The organism is Saccharothrix xinjiangensis (genome assembly GCF_039527585.1).
In the GTDB taxonomy this organism is placed as follows: domain Bacteria; phylum Actinomycetota; class Actinomycetes; order Mycobacteriales; family Pseudonocardiaceae; genus Actinosynnema; species Actinosynnema xinjiangensis.
The window spans coordinates 93,275-111,089 of sequence record NZ_BAAAKE010000012.1 but is presented as its reverse complement, the minus strand read 5'-3'; the positions used below and the strand labels follow the sequence as shown (position 1 = coordinate 111,089).

The following is a 17,815-nucleotide window of genomic DNA, read 5'->3' as shown; positions in this document are numbered from 1 at the left end:
CACCTTACGAGTCGGGACGCAGAGCGGAGATCCGACACGCCGGATCGCGTTTCGCCGTGCGGTTGCGCGGTAGATCACGCCACGGATCGGACATCTGCCTACGGAAGTTTCCAGGTACGAGCCATGCAGCCGCCGTACGCACCAAACGGGAAGGTCGATAGTTTGTGAATGAAAATGCCGCACACAGGGATGCCCGCTGGCCACATGCTTCACGCCGAGACTCGTTGTCGCTTTCCACGCATAGCGAGGCGGGCTCGCGATTGGTGGGGCCTGCATACCTTGTCGCTGTTTGTCGATAGCGTGACGAGGTGACTGCTGAGAGTCGGAGTGAGGGCGCCGGGCCCGCGCCGCGCCGCGCGGGCGCGGCCTGGTCGGCCGAGGACACCGCGATGCTGCTGGACGGCCTCCGGCGCGGTGTGGCGCTGGAGGCGCTGGCGGGAACGTTGCAACGCACGCCCCTTGCGCTGCAGGCACGGTGTCAGGTGCTGCTGCCGCCTCACCTGCAGCCGGCGTTGCGGGCTGATGGCGAGGCTGTGCTGCGAAGACAACTGGCGGCCGACCCGGACTTCGCTGTGGTCACCGGCCCGAGCCGGACATCGCGCCGGAGGGGGAATCCTGGTCGCGGCGCCGCGGCGCCGTTGAGTGGCGAACAGCGGCGGATGATCGACGCGGTGCAGGCGGGGCGGGATGTGATTGTCGATGCGACGGTGGGATCGGGCAAGACCACAGCGATTCAGGCGTTGTGCACCGAAGTGGGCCGGGACCGGCGGGTGCTGTACCTGACCTACAGCAAGCTGTTGAAAGCCGACGCGCAACGCCGAGTAAAACACGCGAAAGTGCAGAACTACCACGGCATCGTTTACCCCCCGCTGCTCCGGGCGGGCATCAAATGTGGTCTTGATGAATCGATCCGACGGTTCAATGCGGCGTTCACCAGCCTCTCGGCGTGGGTACCCAGATTTGACCTGTTAGTGGTTGACGAGTACCAGGACATCAACGAGGAGTACGCGCAACTGCTGCGCAACATCAAGTCGCTGAACCCGTCGATGCAGACCGTGCTGGTCGGTGACCTGGCTCAGAAAGTGCACTCGAACACGACCTTGGATGTGCAGCGCTTCACCAGGGAGATCACCCGGCAGGCCGAACTGATGCCGTTCACGCAGTCCTTCCGGGTCGGCCCGGAACTCGGCGAGCAGCTCAGCGAGGCATGGAACAAGCCGGTGGTGGGCGTCAACCCCGACCAGACGATCCGGTATGTCTCCTACCACGAAGCACTCGACTTCATGAAGGCGAAGAAGCCCGGCGACCTGCTGTGCCTGGGCAGGCGCAACGGCCAAATGGCCGAGGCACTGAACCACCTGGAACGCGATCACGGCGAGATCTTCAACAAGGAAACCGTCTACGCCTCCATCCGCGACAGCGACACCTCGGTAACCTACAGCGACGACACCGCGGTGTTCACGACCTTCGACTCCAGCAAAGGCCTGGAACGGCCGGCAAGCGTGGTGTTCGACTACGACGAGGCCATGTGGAACATGCGCTCCGGGTTCCCGAACGTCGACACGACCGTCCTGCGCAACGTGTTCCTGGTCGCGGCGTCCCGGGGAAAGCGCGACGTCCTCTTCGTGCGGTCACAACATGCTCAGCGGCAACCCAAGAGCATCGGCTTCATCCCCATACAGCGATTCACGCAGCTCCTGAGCGAGGACCTGCCGACGTACGACAAGCCGTTGCTGGCGTCGGACTGCTTCGACTTCACCTACGCGGAGAACCTGCAGGCCTGTGTCGATCTGCTCGACAGGCGGCGCCTCGACGACGGCACGGGTGAGGAGATCACCATCGACCGCGTCGACGGGCTGATCGACCTCTCCCCCGTGGTGGGGCACTATCAGGAGGCGGTGTTCTTCGACGGGTACAACCCCGCCCTCGAAGTGCTGCTCAACCCCAAATCGATCGCGAAGCAGCTGAGGGGCAAGCTGAGCCAGGACCCCTGGGACAACTCGCTGCTGCTGACCGCCGTCGACACGGACCAGATGCGCTACGCAGAACAGGTCACCCGAAAAGTCAGCGGCGAGGTGCGCGACGCACTGACTAGACGACTGGCGACACAACTCCCCCGCGATTGCGCGGCGCAGGTACAGATGAACCTGTCCGGCACAGCTGTCGCGGCACCGGCGACGACACCGATCACGTTCGTAGGTGTCGCCGACGCCGTGCACAACGGCCAGGTCTACGAGCTCAAGTTCGTTTCCGAACTCGACCGCGCCATGTTCCTGCAGCTGGCGCTCTACCTCGTGATGAGCGGCCATCCGAGCGGTGTGCTGTGGAACACGCGCACTGACGAACGCTGGGAAGTGCAAGTGCCCGACCGCGAGAAGTTCATGCACGCCGTCATCGTGTGCGTCACCAAACAGCGGTACCGAGCCTTCGAACCGACACCGCTGCAACCGGAACCGGGCGGCCGGCTCCGCAGGACTGCGGGCGGCTCGCTCGGCCGCTCGCGGCAGGACGGCCAGCCCTTCAGCTGAAGCCCGGCGGCCGGCGGGTCAGAGCCTCGATCGACTTGATCCGCACCGCTCACTCGGACACCTGACCGGTACCACCTGCTCACGCGACCGGACACCCGGCGAGCCGTCGCCGGGTGTCAGCTCGATCAGGGTCCCGCAGTGCCGGCACGCCACCAGATCGTCGTGTCGGGTGGCACGCTCGTGCGGTGGCCGTCGTGGTGCACCGGGCCGCTGGCCAGGAGACGTGTCGACTCCGTCGGTGTCGATGGTGCAGGGCAGGTCGCCCAGGTCGACCGCGCAGCGCGCGGTGCCGCGTTCGAACGCGAGCATGTGCGACGCGGAGGCCGAGCCAGCTCTCCCCGTCGGCGCCCCGATCGACGGCGAGGTGATCGGGCGTCAACCCTTCGGGGTCGTCATCCGCATCGATGGCGCGCCTGATGCCGTGGGCTTGGCCGAGGTCACCTCGATGCCCTGCGACAGGGAACTCCCGCCGATGGGGGCGCGTATCGCCGGCAGGGTCGTCTCGCACGCCGAGCACAACCACCAGGTGATAGTGCGCCTCGCCAACTGGTGATCCTGATCTATGCGCGCGTCGCCATGAGGAGCAAACCGAAGCACCCGTCGGCGGCAGAACGGGTTTTTACCTCGTCTCGGATTCGCGCGACCATCGGCAGAAGCGGGCGGTCCAACGTGGCGCTCGGCATAGGCGAGCGCCGACCCTCGACATTCGACCAGCCGCCTGGGAGCAGCGTCGTGGGAGCAGATTGGGAGCCGCAGGACGCTGTACTTGCCGAAAATGTCGTCCGTGCAGGTCAGGCGGCGTGGTGGTACTCGTTGAGGATGCCGCCCAGTCGTTGCCGACGGCGGATGTCGAGGCGGGTGAGGGTCGCCTGATCGGAGGCTGGCTGTGGCAGTGGTTGTAGTGGTCGGGCGTTGTCGATGCCCTGGTGGGGCCGGTGGGTGTTGTAGAAGTGCTCGTACTCGTGCAGCGCGTGGAGCAGGTGCTGCTGATTCCAGATCAGCGTTCGGTCGAGCAGTTCCCGTCGGCAGCTGCGGATCCAGCGCTCCATGATCGCGTTCATGCGCGGGATCCGGACTCCGCTGAGGACGACCTGGATGCCGGCGTCGGCGAGGACGGCGTCGAATAGTGCCGGGTACTTCCCGTCGCGGTCGCGGATCAGGAATCGCGCGTGTCGGCCCGCGTCGTCGAGGTCCATGGCGAGGTTTCTGGCGGCTTGGGTGACCCCGGATGTGGTCGGGTGCGCTGTGGCGCCGAGGACGCGGATCCGGCGGCTGGCGTGCTCGATCACCGCGAGCACGTAGAGGCGGGTGCCGTTCAGGGTGGTGGTCTCGAAGAAGTCGCAGGCCAGAAGTGCGTCGGCTTGGGAGCGGAGGAATGCCGACCAGGTCGTCGTGGTGCGTTCGGGTGCCGGTTCGATCCCGGCGTCCTTAAGGATCTGCCACACCGTGGACGCGGCGACCTTGATACCGAGGACGAGGAGTTCGCCGTGGATGCGGCGGTAGCCCCAGGCGGGATTCTCGCGTGCCAGGCGCAGTACCAGGAGGCGGATCGAGTGGATGGTCCGTGGTCGGCCGCGTCGCTTGGGGTGGGACCTGGCAGCGTGGCGGCGTGCGATGAGGTCGCGGTGCCATCGCAGCACCGTTTCCGGGCGGACCAGCAGTCGAAGCTGATGAAGCGTGGTGGTCGGGAGTCGGTGCAGCAGTGCCGCGAGGAACGCCCGGTCGGCGGGGGAGAACCGTGGGCGGGCGTCTCCGAGTTGGCGTTGCAGGATGGTGATCTGGTGGCGCAGCGCCAGGATCTCCGTGTCTTTGTCCCGGTCGCTCATGGGCAGCAGGCGCAGCAGCGCGAACGTGTTGGTCACGCCGAGGTAGGCCAGTCGGAGCAGCACAGCCGGTCATCGTGCCGTGCTGGTCGACGTCACAGCGGATGGCAGCCGTGCCCGCGAACGCTCAACTCCCCTTGGGCTTCACACGTCCTCTACCTGCGTGGATGAGGTTATCGGCAGGCACAGCGTCGGTTCGGACAGGTGGGGTTCAATCAGCCCTTTCCAACCTGGCGGCGTAGGTGGTGACCGTGGTGGAGACATGGCGAAGCTCCTGGTAGATGACTTCTCGACCAAGAGCAAGGCCATCGCCAGGAGCTTCGTGTGCTTGTCTACCCATCCACGATCGACCTGTCCAGTTCGCATCCGCAGTTCCTCGCCCGGGAGTTGACCGCGCACCGGCGCCGGATCGGCAGCAGGTGGCGCAGGCTCGATCCCGGACGCCAAGCCCTGCTGGTCCTGGCCCATCTGCGCTGTGGCGACACCTACACCCGCCTGGCCACCGGATTCGGTATCGGCCTGGCCACCGTCTGCCGCTACATCCACGAAGCGGTCCAACTCCTGGCCGACCTCGCCCCGAAGCTGACCGACGCGGTGCACATCGCCTCGCGCAAGGCCTACGTCATCCTCGACGGCACCCTGCTCCCGATCGACCGCGTCGCAGCCGACCGCCCGTACTACTCGGGAAAACACAAGCGCCACGGCATGAACGTCCAAGTCCTCGCCGACCCCGCCGGACGCCTGCTCTGGATCTCACCGGCACTGCCCGGCTCGATCCACGACCTGACCGCGGCCCTGAGGATGCCGCCCAGTCGTTGCCGTTGGCGGATGTCGAGTCGGGTGAGGGTCGCTTGGTCGGTGACGGCTGGTGGCAGTGTGCGCAGTGGGCGGGCGTTGGCGATGCCTTGGTGGGGCCGGTGGGTGTTGTAGTACTTCTCGTACTCGCGCAGGGCGTGGAGTAGTTGCGGTCGGTTCCAGATGAGGGTGCGGTCGAGCAGTTCGCGTCGGCAGCTGCGGATCCAACGCTCCATAATCGCGTTCATGCGCGGTATCTGGACGCCGCTGAGAACGACCTCGATGCCTGAATCGGCGAGGACGGCGTCGAACAGGGCGGGAAACTTCCCGTCACGGTCTCGGATCAGGAATCGTGCGGTGCTGCCTGTGTCTTCGAGGTCCATGACGAGGTTCCTGGCGGTTTGAGTGACCCAGGACGCGGTCGGGTGTGCGGTGGCGCCCAGGACTCTGATTCGGCGGCTGGTGTGCTCGATGACCGCGAGTATGTACAGGCGGGTGCCGGTCAACGTATGGGTCTCGAAGAAGTCGCAGGCCAGTAGAGCGTCGGCCTGTGAGCGAAGGAAGGTCGACCAGGTCGTCGTGGTGCGCTGGGGCACCGGGTCGATTCCGGCGTCCTGGAGGATCTGCCAGACGGTGGAGGCTGCGACCTTGATGCCGAGCACGAGGAGTTCTCCGTGGATGCGGCGGTGGCCCCAGGAGGGGTTCTCCCGTGCCAGGCGCAGCACCAGGAGGCGGATCGAGCGGATGGTCCGTGGTCGGCCGGGCCGCTTGGGACGGGAGCTGGCTGCGTGGCGGTGGGCGAGAAGGTCGCGGTGCCACCGCAGCACCGTCTCCGGGCGCACCGGCAGCCGGAGTCGACGGAGTGCTTGCATCGGGAGTCGGTGCAGCAGTGCCGCGAGGAAGGCCCGGTCGGCGGGGGAGAACCGTGGGCGGGCGTCTCCGAGTTGGCGTTCCAGGACCGTGATCTGGTGGCGCAGCACCAGGATCTCCACGTCCTTGTCCCCGTCGCTCAGGGGCAGCAGACGCAGCAACATGAACGCGTTGGACATACCGAGGTAGGCCAGTCGGAGCAGCACAGTCGGTCATCATGCCGCGTCAGCCGAGGACGCTGCGGACCTGCAGTCGCACTCACGGGCACCTCCGCCCCTCACGCTACGCACGGCTTCAACCTGCATGGATGGAGTTATCGGCAGGCACAGGGTCGGGACTCCCGCTACAGACCCGAAAGGTCAATCAGGCCTCGCCCCCAGCGGTTGACAGCCTCCTGTGCCTTTTCTGTCTTTGTGTAGCCGAAAACATCCAATATGTCCTGTGCAGCGAGTTCCGGATGCTGGGAAAGTACCAGTGCCACAATTCCTGCCACAAACGGAGAGGCCATGCTGGTCCCCTCGCCAATTACGTGCTTGTCGTCGATTACGATCTTGTCGTCGGGGTGGGATTGTCTCGACCTGCTCATGATGAGCCAAGCGCCCGGGGCGAGGAGATCGGGTTTGTGCAAGCCGTCCCTTCGAGGACCTTGGCTGCTAAAGGGAGTGATGTCGTCGAGCGTGATCCCTGTGTTGTCTTTGTATTGATTCCAGTGTGTTCTGGTGGTATAGGACCCAACAGTGATGGCTTCGGTTGCGCAGCCAGGGGAGCCAATGGTCATGGAGCGAGAAGATTGAGGGCCACAAAAATGACCGTTCTCGTTGCTGGTGACCCAAGCGTCGACACGGGTAGACGTGCCGACCATCGTGCCGCCACGCAGCAACAACAGCCATTCGACTCTATCTTTGGAGCCATTCGGAAGCTTGATGTACACGGTGAACTGATGAAGTTTGCCGGCACTGGAGCGATCCGGGGTACTTACCTTCACCACTTTTCCGCCGACTTCCCGGGTTCGAACCGTGGTCTTTTCGGGAGGAGTGCGCAGGATTGGCTGAAAAGCAGGTTTTTTATTACCCTTTTCTTCTTGGGGCAACTGGACGGCTACTTCCAGCGCATCATCGCCAGAGTACCAGCCCGATATCTTGAAAACTTCTGCGCCTGGGCTGGCGACATGCACAAAAGGAATTGACGTAACTTTCCCTTTATAAATCCGCGCTTGGGCGTGGATGGCACTGTCTCCTTGATTTCCGGCAGCGCAGCAGATAACACGGCCTGGCCCAGAGGCTTCGTCAATCATCTGAGACAGCGGATCGGATCCATCATGAGGGTTGTCGTGCCCCCCAAGGCTGAGATTTATCACCGCTGGCATTTTCAAATCGGTCGCTATTTTGAAGATGTAGCGAATGGCGTCGATGACTGAAGCATTGAGGAACTTGGCCTTCACGACGACGATGGAGGCTTGTGGCGCGGCTCCACGATACTGCTGTTCGTTCCCCGCGGCGATGCCCGCGACCGCAGTGCCGTGTCCATGCTCATCAGTCGAGTTGCTGACTTCCTTGCCGGTGTACTCCATACCATAGAGAACATTGGTGTTTTTCTGGTTAGTTGATTTTTCCGAGTTCTGGTCCCATATCTTGAGCACGCGTCCCGCGAAGGCGGGATGTGCGGCGTCCAACCCGCTGTCAATGACGCCTATGATTACCCCCTTGCCCTCGATGCCGTATGCGGACCAGAAGTCGGTCAAATGAACCGCTTTTGCGGCGAGGTCGAGGTAGGGGTGAAGTTCGGAGGCCGCCGCCACGTGGATGACGGCAGGATGCCGAGCGAGTCGGGGCAAATCGCCCAAGTGGACGATACCGGTCCTGATTCGGTGCTCACTCGGATTGATTGTTATGTCGGTATCGACAAGGTCACTGAAGTCAGCATCGGGCGAGCACTCTAGTGTGACGATGACACGAGCGACTGGTGCTGGGCCAGGCAGCGCCTCAGCGGTATCGGTGTGTTCGTCCTCGAAAACGATGGCAGGGTGGTTAGCAATTGTCGACGCGGCATCCGCACGATCGTGTGTGTACTGGTCGTAGATCAGTGTCAGTGCAGGGTCAACCTTACTGTGGTCGAAGTCGGGTTCGTCTGAAAACATGCGTCTCCCATCCGAGTGCGGCCAGTCACGTAACGTCCATGACGATGCAGAAACATTGCTGACCGCTGAGCTTCCGGGGGTCGATAGGTGTGCACCCATGGTCCTCGTATCCGGCAAGGAAACGGAGATCGACAAGGAGATTCCCCCCAGCGGCAACCCGTTCGTGTCTCAACCTCGACCTCATGGATACGAAGAGCCACCAGCGCTGGGCCACGCAACGTTGGCTGGGTAATCGATCCAGGTGCGGAGGCACATCACGCACATAGTCCACGCTGACCTGCATCAACGACGTGATGTCCGTGACCGGCCTGCCCTTGGGCGGACAGCAGGGCCATGACCGCCCGACGCAACCTCGCGGATCCTTGGCAAGCTGGCCCATCCGAGTGAGCTCGCGGCTCTCCTCCATGGACAACGCCGGACGAACACCTCCGGGCGACGACCCGCAACTACCTCCCGCCCGATATGGGAGGACCAGCCTGCAACTCAGCCCTTCGGGCTGCTTCCGGGACGACGTTCCGCGATGCAGCACTAAGGGCTGTCACGTAACTGATCTTGCAGTTGGCGGCTCGGGCGCTTGTTGGTCAGCCGGTGAGGGCGAGGTTGTGGAGGTGGGCGATGCCGGAGGCGGTGTCGCGCAGGGTGTGGGCGGCGCGGCGGTAGTCGCGCAGGATGGTCCAGTTCTTCATGCGGGCCGGTGCGTGTTCGGCTCGGGCACGGACGCTGCGGTGGACGGTGTTGAGGTCTTCCTGCCAGTCGGTGAGTTCGCTGCCGTCGCGGGGTTTGCGGTAGGGCATGATCACTTCGGGGTTGCCCTGGTAGCCGCCGTCGGCCATGACGGGTCGGCCGTCGAGCACGTCAGCGATGCCGGAGTCGCGGTAGACGGTGCAGTCGTTGCGGTTGCCGGGTTGCGGGTCGCCGGTGGCGATCACGAGGCGGGTGTCGGCGTCGATGGCGACCTGCAGGTTGGTCGAGTACCGGTAGTTCTTCGACCGTGCGGCAAGGCGGTGGTCGCGGGTGGGCACCAGGGTGCCGTCCACGATCGCGACCTGGTCGATCCGGCGGCGCCTCACCGGCGCCAGGGCAAGCAGCGGGCCCACGGTGTCGATGACCCGATGCGCCGCGGCGTGCGACACCCCGAACAACGGACCGAGCTGCCGCATCGTGAGGTTGGTACGCCAGTAGGTGGCCACCAACAGCACCCGGTCGGCCAGGTCCAGGCGCCACTGCCTGCCGGGACGCCCGTCCGCGATCGCGTCCCCGCCTCGCTCCGCCACCACCCGCACCAGCTTGCGGAACTGCCCAGGCTGCAGACCGGTGAAGGGTGCGATCCACTCCGACCGGGACGCCGAGATCACCTGCACCCGATCATGATCCCCGATCCGTCCAGACGACCCATCACCGAGTTACGTGACAGCCCTTAGCTACACCATCTGGTGACTCCGAGTGTGATCACCGCTTTCGCGTGCAAACCTTGATCTGAGCCAACGGGCGAGCGGACCGGATCGGAACCGTCAGAAAGGACTGTCTGTGCCGTTTTGCTCAGCATCGACTATTGCCGCTCGGTTCGATGGCGAACGCGCCACCTGTGCGTTAACTCGACTGTAATCCAAACCTGAGAATTGCGAGAGAAAAAATCATGACCCAAACAACAAGGGACATTTCCTACGAGGAGTTCGAAAAAATTGTCACGACCGTCAATAACTACAACGTCGCGCTGCTGAAAGTGGCCCTGACCGGCGACGTCAACCCTTCCGCACCCGATCTTCCGGACTGGGTGACCGGAAATGTCACCTACTCCGCCGATGTGTCAGGCGGCACTGAATCAGAGGACTACTCTGATCTGCCCCAGTCCATTCTGAACGTATTCGCACAGGATAGGGATACTACGAAAGTTCGCCTGAATGAACACAAATCAGCCCTTCAAGAGATCGCTGGAAAAGTCAATGATATTTCGGAGGATGAGCTAAGGAGCGAGCTCGGTGAACAGAACAAGAAAATAATCGACAAAATTTCACATGATCTGACCGAAAATACGAATAGGCTTGTTGAAACTGCAAAGGAGGAAAAGCGCAAAAATCCGAACGTAACTTTCAAAAAAGTAGGGGCGGCGCACGCTAAGGAGGAAGGCTTCCTGCAGTTTGTGTGGAAAGGGGTGGTGGCCATTGTCGATCAATTGATAGACGAGATCAAGAATTTTTTCAAGAAGATCGGGCAGTGGTTCGAGGATCGCTGGAACGACGTCAAGGACTGGTTCCACAAGACGTTCGGACTCTGAGTCGCGTAGATCTTCATCGCTCATCGAGGGTTGAAATATTCTCGGGATCGAATGCAAACTGTCGGTACCGCAAATTACTCTCGTTGTAAATCGCGATAAGGTATATCCGTCATCTTGGATCCGTTCAAGTCCTCGGTGTGAAGCCTCGTGGCGCATCAATCACGGCGGCATCTGTGGCGGATCGCAGATTCGGTCGCTATAGGCTGTTTCGGAGTAATTATCTAGGTTTAGTCGAGCCGTTCAGTCGGTCGTGCAGGGTCGTATTGTCCAGCCAATATATCTGGCTGTTAAGGGAGACAGATTCGTGGACGGCAGTTCTGAATTTCGACCTGCCGTCCACGGTTTGGCTGTGTATTCTGTCGGGCCCTAACCTGTGGGAGGATGTACGCCCTTGATAGAAATAAAAGCTGCTGAGATCATGTTCCGCCAATCAGGGGATTGCGATGATTGCCTATTCTGTCAAGCTTCGCGTCCCCGCCATCTGATGGGATCCCTGGCTGCTTATTGGCCGCTCACCGCCGGGCGATCGGCACGCTCGGTTTGCTGGCGGGCGCAAGCAGCGTCGCCAGGACACCGCCCGCAAGCCAACTTCCGGCGGCCGGTAGACCAACCAGGTGATCCGTAAGTGGGTGTGGAACTCTGTTGCCCAATTGAGTATGCGCTGGTCACGGGCGGTTCATATGGCGTGATCGCCTCGGTGGATGATGATCCGCTGCGGCTGGCGCCGGTTCCGGTCGTGGGAGGGATCAGGTGATGTCGGTCCAGCCTCGCCCGTGGCCGGAGGTGTCCGAGCAGACCGCGGTGGTGGCCGGGGCGGCGTTCCCGAAGGGGACGCTGGCGATGCGGGTCCGGGACGAGTTATTGAGCCGAAAGTGTTCGGTTGCCTACATGATGGCGTAGCGGACGTGCGGGGCGTGGAAGTAGCCGCGGACGATGTGCGGCTGGCGTTGGCGGCGGCGCAGGAACCGTCGGGTTTCGTGGGCGAGGCGGTCGACGTTGCGGGCGCGTGAGGCGTTGACGTTGCGTTTGAGGTCGGCGTTGAGCAACTCGTCCGGGTTGAGTTCGGGGCTGTAGCCGGGCATCAGGTGTAGTTCGATCCGGTCGGCGTTGGCCTGCAGCCAGGCCCGGCCGGCCTTGCTTCGATGGACCGGGTGCCGGTCGGCGACGACGTGGACCTTCCGGCCCGCCTGGCGGGCGACGCGGTCGAGAAACGCGGTGAACACCGGTGCGGTGAACCGCTCGGTAAACACGGTGAACCACAACGCACCCCGTGAGGCGACCGCGGACATCACGTTGGCCCGCAGCCGTTTCCCGGTCACCCGCACGATCGGCGTGCGGCCCTTCGGCGCCCAGGACCGGCCTGGCGGCGCGGCATCCGAGCGCAGCCCGCACTGGTCGACCCACGCGATCGCCGCACCCTCGGCCTTCGCCCTGGTCTCGATCGCCGGATACTGCTCGTCGAGCCACGCGCGCACCGCGGCGGGCTGTTGTTCGTAGGCGCGTCGGGCCGGGCGTTGCGGCGTGAACCCGTGGCGGCGCAGCCACAACCCCACGCCCTGCTCGGTCATGTCGACCCCGACGACCAACCGGATCAGCTCGACCACCGCCTGACGGGTCCACAACAGGCCGCCGATCAACAACTCCTCCGGGGTGTAGTCGGCCATCGCCGCGAACAGCGTGCCCCGGTCCTCCGCGCCGATCAGCTCGGCAGAGCCGGGACGCCCCTTGCGGGTCGCCAGGCCCCCGCGACCGTCCCGCCGGTAGGCACGCAACCAGGTGCCCACCGACCGTTCAGAGACCCCGAACACCTCCGCCGCCTGCCGATAACCCTCGACCCTCCCTGACTCCAACGCCGCCACCACCCGCAACCGCAGCACCTCACGCTCGGCAGGCGATAGCCGGTGCGCACCCTCGACCTCGATCACGAGCGATCAACTTACCGGAAGACGATCACTTTCGACTCAATATACGCCGATTAACATGTTCGGCTTCATGCTGGTTCGGCGTCACTCGAACCTGTCGCCTCGGGCGCGTTCAGGTTTCGAAGGGCCGCGTTGACGAGTTCGCCGAGTTTAGCCACCTAATAGGCGCCGAGCTGTGGCTCGCTCGCGAAGGCCGGTCGCGGCGACGGTACGAGGTGCCAACGGTGCGTCGGGTTCATGCAGCGCTGCATGACGTACTCCTCGATCGGCGACCATTCTCCGTGGGTCACTGCGCTCGATGTCTGATACACGTGGTCGTATAGGTCCTTAAGTCCGGTGTCGATCGCCATCTGCCTGATTGTGGTGCCGGAGAAGGTGGCGCTCAGGTCGACCTCGGTGAACTCCTGGCCCCACTCCCCATCGAGCTTGCGCGCCTGCTGCTCCACTGCTTTTACGAGGTACTCGGGTGGATCAGCTGGGAAGCCGTCCAGCAGCTCCTTCATGCGGATGTGCATCAGCTTGGCTTTGCCGCGTCCGTAGGATTGGTACTTCTCGTATGCGTCGGAGCCGGTGATCTCCAGCCAGGCCAGGAGGATCTCTGTCTCGGCGAGCAGACGTGTGATCCCTGACCCGTGCTCGCCCGACCACAGGTGCGGCGCGAGCAACGCTGCCACCACCGAGCGGGCAGCACGAGCGATCAGTCCGCTGACGACCTCATGCTTGGCCGGGGCATAGAGGTCCAAGGGAAGATCACGGTCCAGGGCCGCGTCCATGAACCTGTTGAACTCCGCCGTCGCAGGGGCGACGAGAGCGTCGGTTTCTCCGGGTTGCGTGTCGTCGCCAGCCGACGCCGTCTCGGCTCCCCCAGGAACAGCAGGCGTCGGCTGTTCGTCGGCCTCCTCTTCCTCTGCGGCGTCCGGAAGGACGCAGGCCGACATCCGCCAGTTCTGCCGCCAGAACGCTGCGGCCCAGTCCTGGTGCCGTCGCTCCAGGGTCGGGTCGAGTGCGTACGAAGCGCCCTTCTCAGCTCCGAACGAGCTGCGGATTATGGATTCGGCCAGTGGTCGTTTAGCGGGGTCTGCGGGGTAGTCCTTGAGTACCTCCACCATGTCGGCCGACAAGCTGAGTGTCCGGCTGGCGACGCGCCTGTGGGGTGCCAGAAGTCGGCCGTATGGTCTGAGCTGCGGTTAGGCGGCTGTGGGTTCGTACTCGTTGATCAGGCCGTCGAGGACTGATCGGCGACGTGTCGACGTGCAGCTCGGCTCTACTGCTGGCCTGTCCGATCGTGGTGGTGCGAGCTGGCGTGCTCTGTGGCCAGCGGTGATTGTAGTGGTTCGCGTAGCGCTGCAGCATTGCCCGTAGGTGGTGTTCGTCGAGGATGAGCAGTCGGTCGCTGGCTTCGCGTCGGACTGTGTCGACGAACTGTTCGTAGTGGGTGCTTATCTGGGGCGCCTGCGGCGCGCTTGTAATCACGCGAAGATCGTCGGCCTGGAAGACGCTGTCGAACGCCTGGCCTTACTTGCCGTCGCGGTCGCGTGGCAGGAATCGGAACAACTCGTCCGGTGTCCGAGGTCGACGGCGAGGTTCCTGGCCTGTTGCGTGGTCCATGCCTGGGTTGGGTGGGTGGTGACGCCGGTGATGTGCAGGCGCCGGGTGCCGTGTTCGAGGAACGCGAGCGCGTACAGACGTGTGTCGAGCACGGTGTCGAGGTGGAGGAAGTTCGCTGCGATGATGGCTTGGTCCTGGGCGGTGAGGAACTCCAGCCAAGTCGGGCCACTGCGGCGGGGCGCCGGGTCGATACCCGCCTTGTACATGAGCTGGTAGCGCTCGCGTAGCGCCGGTCCTCCGGGGCCAGCGAGGATCGCAACATCGCCGAGACCGAGGGCAACAAGGGCGACGGCATGCAGTAACGACCCTCCGGAGCCGGTGAGGATCGCAACAGCAGCTCGTCACGCGCCGCGAACACGGCCGCCTTGAAGCAGCACCGGCCCTCCGGGATCGGTGGGGATCGCAAGACGAGTCGAACCCGCAGCAACACGGGCTCGCGTAGGCAGCACCGACCCTTCTGGACCGGTGGGGATCGGAAGGTCAGGGGCGGTGTGGTGATCGTCGAACTTTTTGAGGAGGGCCTGTCTGTTGGTCGCTTCGTGGTCCGGCACCGGCACCGGCATCGGGGCCAGTGCTGCTCGTAGTGGTCGGGTTGTCGGCGAGGTGCTGCGTACCGGGTTGGTGTACGTCGTGGGAGCACTGTTGTGGGAGCGGATTGGGAGCCGCTGGTCGCGTTCAACGGCGCTGGACTGCTCCAGGCTGCGTTCAACTGCACCCATGGCATGTAGCGAGTCTTGGTTTCGCAGGTCAGAGTAGTTGTTGATCTACGTTGACACAGTAGGGCTCTTCCGAACGTTCTCCAACTGCGCTCAACGGCGTGAAACCGCAGGTAACGGCGATCAACGGTGCTGCTGGCTGTCGGTGTGCGGTGGTGACCACGTACGTGGCTTGGGTGTGGGCGAGGTGGTCACCGCGGGCAGTGCTTGATAGTCGAGGTCTCGCTGGCTGCGGAATCATTGGGGAGAATGTCGTCGATCGTTTCTTTCCCCTGTGGGCACGCTGTTCAATTATTCCGCGTTGCAGTGCAGTGTCCAGTACGCCTTCTGCTCGTGGAAATGAAATTGTTGGCGGGCATAGGGGCGATCGCCGGGCGGGAAATCAGGTTCGTGTCCCCGGAGACCTCCTGGACGTGTGGCGTTCGCGTCCTACCGGGTGGCCTGGCGGATCTGTTCCACCAGCCGGTGGGCTCGCAGCAGCGGTTCGCTGAACAGTCCGGGGTCGTGCTCGGCGAGTTTCCGGTAGGTGGCGTGTGCGGCGATCGCGGTGTCCAACGCCTCCGGGAGGTGGGACGACGGTTCACCGGGAGCCACCTGCCCCGCGGCCAGTAGGAGCCGCGCGTCGGCCAGGTCGGTCAGGTGCCTCGACGGGTCCTCGTTCGCGAGCGCCTCCCACAAGGCGATCGCCTCTCGGCCGATGGCGGCCCCCTCGTCCTTGCGGCCGGACCGCGCCAGGTACAGGCCGAGGTTGTGCAGCGCGTGTGGCAGGTTCACCCGGTCGTCTGGCAGGTCTCGGAGAAGGGTGACGGATTCGCGGCAGAGGGATACGGTGCCGGCGAGGTCGTCCGCCATGGCATGGATCCGGGCGGCATTCATCAGCACGACGGCCAATTCCATCCTCAGCTGCGGCGCGACCGCGGTGAACTGCCTGGTGATCGCCACCCCTTCGCGCACGACGCCCAGCGCTCGCGCGGTCTCGCCTGCCTCGGCGAGTCTGCTTCCCCAGGTGTTGAGCGCCTGGGCGAACGTGAACAGCAGTTCCGGCCGCTTCTCGCTGAGCTGCCGGAACAACGCCACCGCGGTGCGGATCGCGTTCAACGCGCCGATCTGGTCGTGGACCTGCCAGAGCCGCAACGAGAGGTCCTGGTACAGCAGCGCCTGTTCGAGCGACCCGGTAGGCGCCCCCGCGGTGACGTGCCGGACGAGGTCGGCGGTGGGGTGCAGCAGGTCCACGTCGTACACCGGCAGCCGCTGCACGATTGCCCAGGCGACGTCGTGCGGTGCGTGGCGGATGACGGTCGCGATGACCGGTGCGCTCAGGCGTGCCCGGTCTTGCCCGAGCAGCCGCCACAGGACCGGGCGGACGTGGGGGTGCCGGTCCGCCGCCGCGGCCAGCACGATGAGGGCTCGTCTGGTCGGGAGGTCGTCAGGGAGACCGGTGAGCAGGTCGGCTGCACGCGGCTCGTCGGCGAGGTACTGGGCCACGTAGTCCTCGCCCAGCCGGTCGGGGCGCAGGGGGCCGAGGACATGTGGGGGTTCGGGGTAGAGGCGGTCGTGCCACCGCAGCACGTCCTGGTCGACCAGGTGTCGGGCGGTGCCCGCGTCGGTGGGGCCGAAGAGGGTGGCGAGGAAGACCGCCTCGGCGATCCGGTCGAAGGTCTCGGGCGGCCAGAAGCGGCGTTCGTGGTGCAGCAGGTAGGCCGACAGCTCGTCCGGTTCGGGGCGCGGGTCGTCGTCGCGGTCGGCGCACACGGCGGCGAGGGCGGCCATGTGGATCAGGAGCATGGAGCCGTAGTCGGTGAGGTCCGGTGGGGCAATCTCACGGGTCGGCAGGTCAAGGGCCCTGGTGAACGCGGACGCGGCGTCGGTGAACAGTTCGGCCCGGTCGGTCGGTGGTGCCAGCTCGACCGGTTCACGCAGGTCGGCGATCCGGTCCAGGTGCGCGGCGAGCAGGCGCCAGGACGCCGGTGAACGGGTGAGGAGCAGGACGCGGACGGTGCTGTCCGGGAAGTCCAAGGGCAGGTTCGACACCATCGTGACCAGCGTGTCCGGCGACCAGCGCTCGGCGTAGTCGACCACGACGAGCAGCCGGTCCGGCCGTTCGTGCGCCACGGTGGCCGGTCGGGTGGTGCGCAGGTCGTCCGCCTGCGCGACGGACCAGCCCGCGGCGTGCGCCGAGGTCGCGAAGTGGTTAGCGAGCCTCGTCTTGCCCCGGCCGGCCGGCCCGTGCAGAAGCTGGACGGACAGCGGGACCGGGTCGTCGAGCCAAGCCGTGAGGCCGCGTTCCTCGGCGCGCGGCCGGAACGGGACGACCTCCCGCCGCGCATCGAGGAGGTAGCCGGGTGAACGCCGCGGCACGTGGGTCGGCGGGGCCGGTGCAAGCCAGTGCAGCCGGTACTCGTGATGGGCCAGCGCCAGCGTGACCGCGCCCGAGCCCACCTGGATCACCGGTCCGGTGACCCAGTTCGCTGTGTTCGTGACCCGCGTCACCTGACCATGTTAGCGGTGGGGTTGACCCGTTTTGATCCTCACCCTGAACGCTCATCTGGCGTCCTGGAGTAGGTGTCAGACGATGGAGGCGGCGACCGTGGTGCAGAGTCCGTGGAGCGGCGGTGGCCCCAGGGGGGTCTGCCGTGCCAGTCGCAGCAACAGAAGCCGGATCGAGCGGACGGTCCGCGGTCGGCAGGGTCGCCTGGAGTGGGATCCGGCAGCGTGGCGGCGGGCGAGGAGGTCCTGGTGCCGCCGCAGCACCGTGTCCGGGCGGACCAGCAGCCGGAGTCGATGAAGCGTGGCGGCTGGGAGGCGGTGCAGTAGTGCCGCGAGGAACGCCCGGTCGGCTGGGGAGAACTGCGGACGGGCGTCACCGGGTTGGCGTTGCAGGACGGTGATCTGTTGTTATAGCACCAAGATCTCCACGTCCTTGTCCCGGTCGCTCATGGGCGGCAGGCGCAGCAGCGCGAACTCATCGGTCACGCTCAGGTAAGCCGGTCAAAGCGACACGGCAGGTCATCACGCCGCGCCGGTCGCCGAGCCAGTGGAACACGGCCGCCCTCATGGACGATCTCGAGCCCTTGTCTTAGCCGTGCTTACCGGCATGGACGGGCTTATCGGCAAGCACCGCGTCCAGATCGACGTTGCCGG

The 17,815-nt window shown here is 64.6% G+C and carries 11 protein-coding genes and 1 pseudogene; 4 read left to right on the top strand and 8 right to left on the bottom strand.

Annotated features, from left to right (window positions below; genetic code table 11):
- Nucleotides 1–308: 308 nt before the first annotated feature.
- The gene (locus ABD223_RS23780) at nt 309–2,528 is read left to right on the top strand and encodes a DEAD/DEAH box helicase family protein (RefSeq protein WP_344038637.1); all 2,220 of its coding nucleotides are present in this window, start codon (nt 309–311) and stop codon (nt 2,526–2,528) included.
- A gap of 238 nt (nt 2,529–2,766) precedes the next feature.
- Entirely contained in the window at nt 2,767–3,081 is a 315-nt protein-coding gene (locus ABD223_RS23775; RefSeq protein WP_344038636.1) for a S1 domain-containing protein, read from the top strand.
- A gap of 238 nt (nt 3,082–3,319) precedes the next feature.
- Here ABD223_RS23775 and ABD223_RS23770 read toward each other — a convergent pair whose 3' ends face one another.
- Complete coding sequence (locus tag ABD223_RS23770; protein WP_344038635.1) at nt 3,320–4,417, bottom strand: integrase core domain-containing protein; 1,098 nt, start codon at nt 4,415–4,417, stop codon at nt 3,320–3,322.
- 258 nt (nt 4,418–4,675) lie between these two features.
- Between ABD223_RS23770 and ABD223_RS23765 the strand changes: the two are divergent.
- A pseudogene (locus ABD223_RS23765) lies at nt 4,676–5,146 on the top strand (transposase family protein); the annotation flags it as partial.
- Here the strand turns inward: ABD223_RS23765 and ABD223_RS23760 are convergent.
- From ABD223_RS23760 to ABD223_RS23750, 3 genes are all read right to left on the bottom strand, one after another.
- Entirely contained in the window at nt 5,029–6,222 is a 1,194-nt protein-coding gene (locus ABD223_RS23760) for an integrase core domain-containing protein (RefSeq protein ID WP_344038634.1), read from the bottom strand. The pseudogene ABD223_RS23765 and the gene ABD223_RS23760 overlap by 118 nt on opposite strands.
- A gap of 137 nt (nt 6,223–6,359) precedes the next feature.
- Entirely contained in the window at nt 6,360–8,153 is a 1,794-nt protein-coding gene (locus ABD223_RS23755; RefSeq protein WP_344038633.1) for a S8 family serine peptidase, read from the bottom strand.
- A gap of 581 nt (nt 8,154–8,734) precedes the next feature.
- Nucleotides 8,735–9,514, bottom strand: coding sequence for a transposase family protein (locus ABD223_RS23750; RefSeq protein WP_344038631.1), 780 nt, complete (start codon nt 9,512–9,514; stop codon nt 8,735–8,737).
- 275 nt (nt 9,515–9,789) lie between these two features.
- Between ABD223_RS23750 and ABD223_RS23745 the strand changes: the two genes are divergently transcribed.
- Nucleotides 9,790–10,428: a hypothetical protein gene (locus tag ABD223_RS23745; RefSeq protein ID WP_344038630.1), complete on the top strand. Its 639-nt coding sequence runs from the start codon at nt 9,790–9,792 to the stop codon at nt 10,426–10,428.
- Nucleotides 10,429–11,312: 884 nt separating this feature from the next.
- On the opposite strand, the gene ABD223_RS23740 is transcribed toward ABD223_RS23745, so the two are convergent.
- The 4 genes from ABD223_RS23740 to ABD223_RS23725 form a co-directional block, all read right to left on the bottom strand.
- The gene (locus ABD223_RS23740) at nt 11,313–12,353 is read right to left on the bottom strand and encodes an IS630 family transposase (RefSeq protein ID WP_344038629.1); all 1,041 of its coding nucleotides are present in this window, start codon (nt 12,351–12,353) and stop codon (nt 11,313–11,315) included.
- A 155-nt stretch (nt 12,354–12,508) separates the two neighbouring features.
- Nucleotides 12,509–13,459 (bottom strand): DUF5677 domain-containing protein, encoded by a 951-nt coding sequence (locus ABD223_RS23735; RefSeq protein ID WP_344038628.1) that lies wholly within the window; start codon nt 13,457–13,459, stop codon nt 12,509–12,511.
- A 360-nt stretch (nt 13,460–13,819) separates the two neighbouring features.
- On the bottom strand, nt 13,820–14,164 hold the full coding sequence (locus tag ABD223_RS23730; RefSeq protein ID WP_344038627.1) for a hypothetical protein: 345 nt from the start codon (nt 14,162–14,164) through the stop codon (nt 13,820–13,822).
- Between the two features lie 939 nt (nt 14,165–15,103).
- Nucleotides 15,104–17,164, bottom strand: coding sequence for a hypothetical protein (locus ABD223_RS23725; RefSeq protein ID WP_344038626.1), 2,061 nt, complete (start codon nt 17,162–17,164; stop codon nt 15,104–15,106).
- Between the last annotated feature and the right edge of the window lie 651 nt (nt 17,165–17,815).

Bases quoted from the DNA above. Each gene is read 5' to 3' on its own strand.
- ABD223_RS23755 (WP_344038633.1), bottom strand. From the start codon at position 8,153: ATGTTTTCAGACGAACCCGACTTCGACCACAGTAAGGTTGACCCTGCA.
- ABD223_RS23745 (WP_344038630.1), top strand. From the start codon at position 9,790: ATGACCCAAACAACAAGGGACATTTCCTACGAGGAGTTCGAAAAAATT.
- ABD223_RS23735 (WP_344038628.1), bottom strand. From the start codon at position 13,459: ATGGTGGAGGTACTCAAGGACTACCCCGCAGACCCCGCTAAACGACCA.
- ABD223_RS23730 (WP_344038627.1), bottom strand. From the start codon at position 14,164: ATGTACAAGGCGGGTATCGACCCGGCGCCCCGCCGCAGTGGCCCGACT.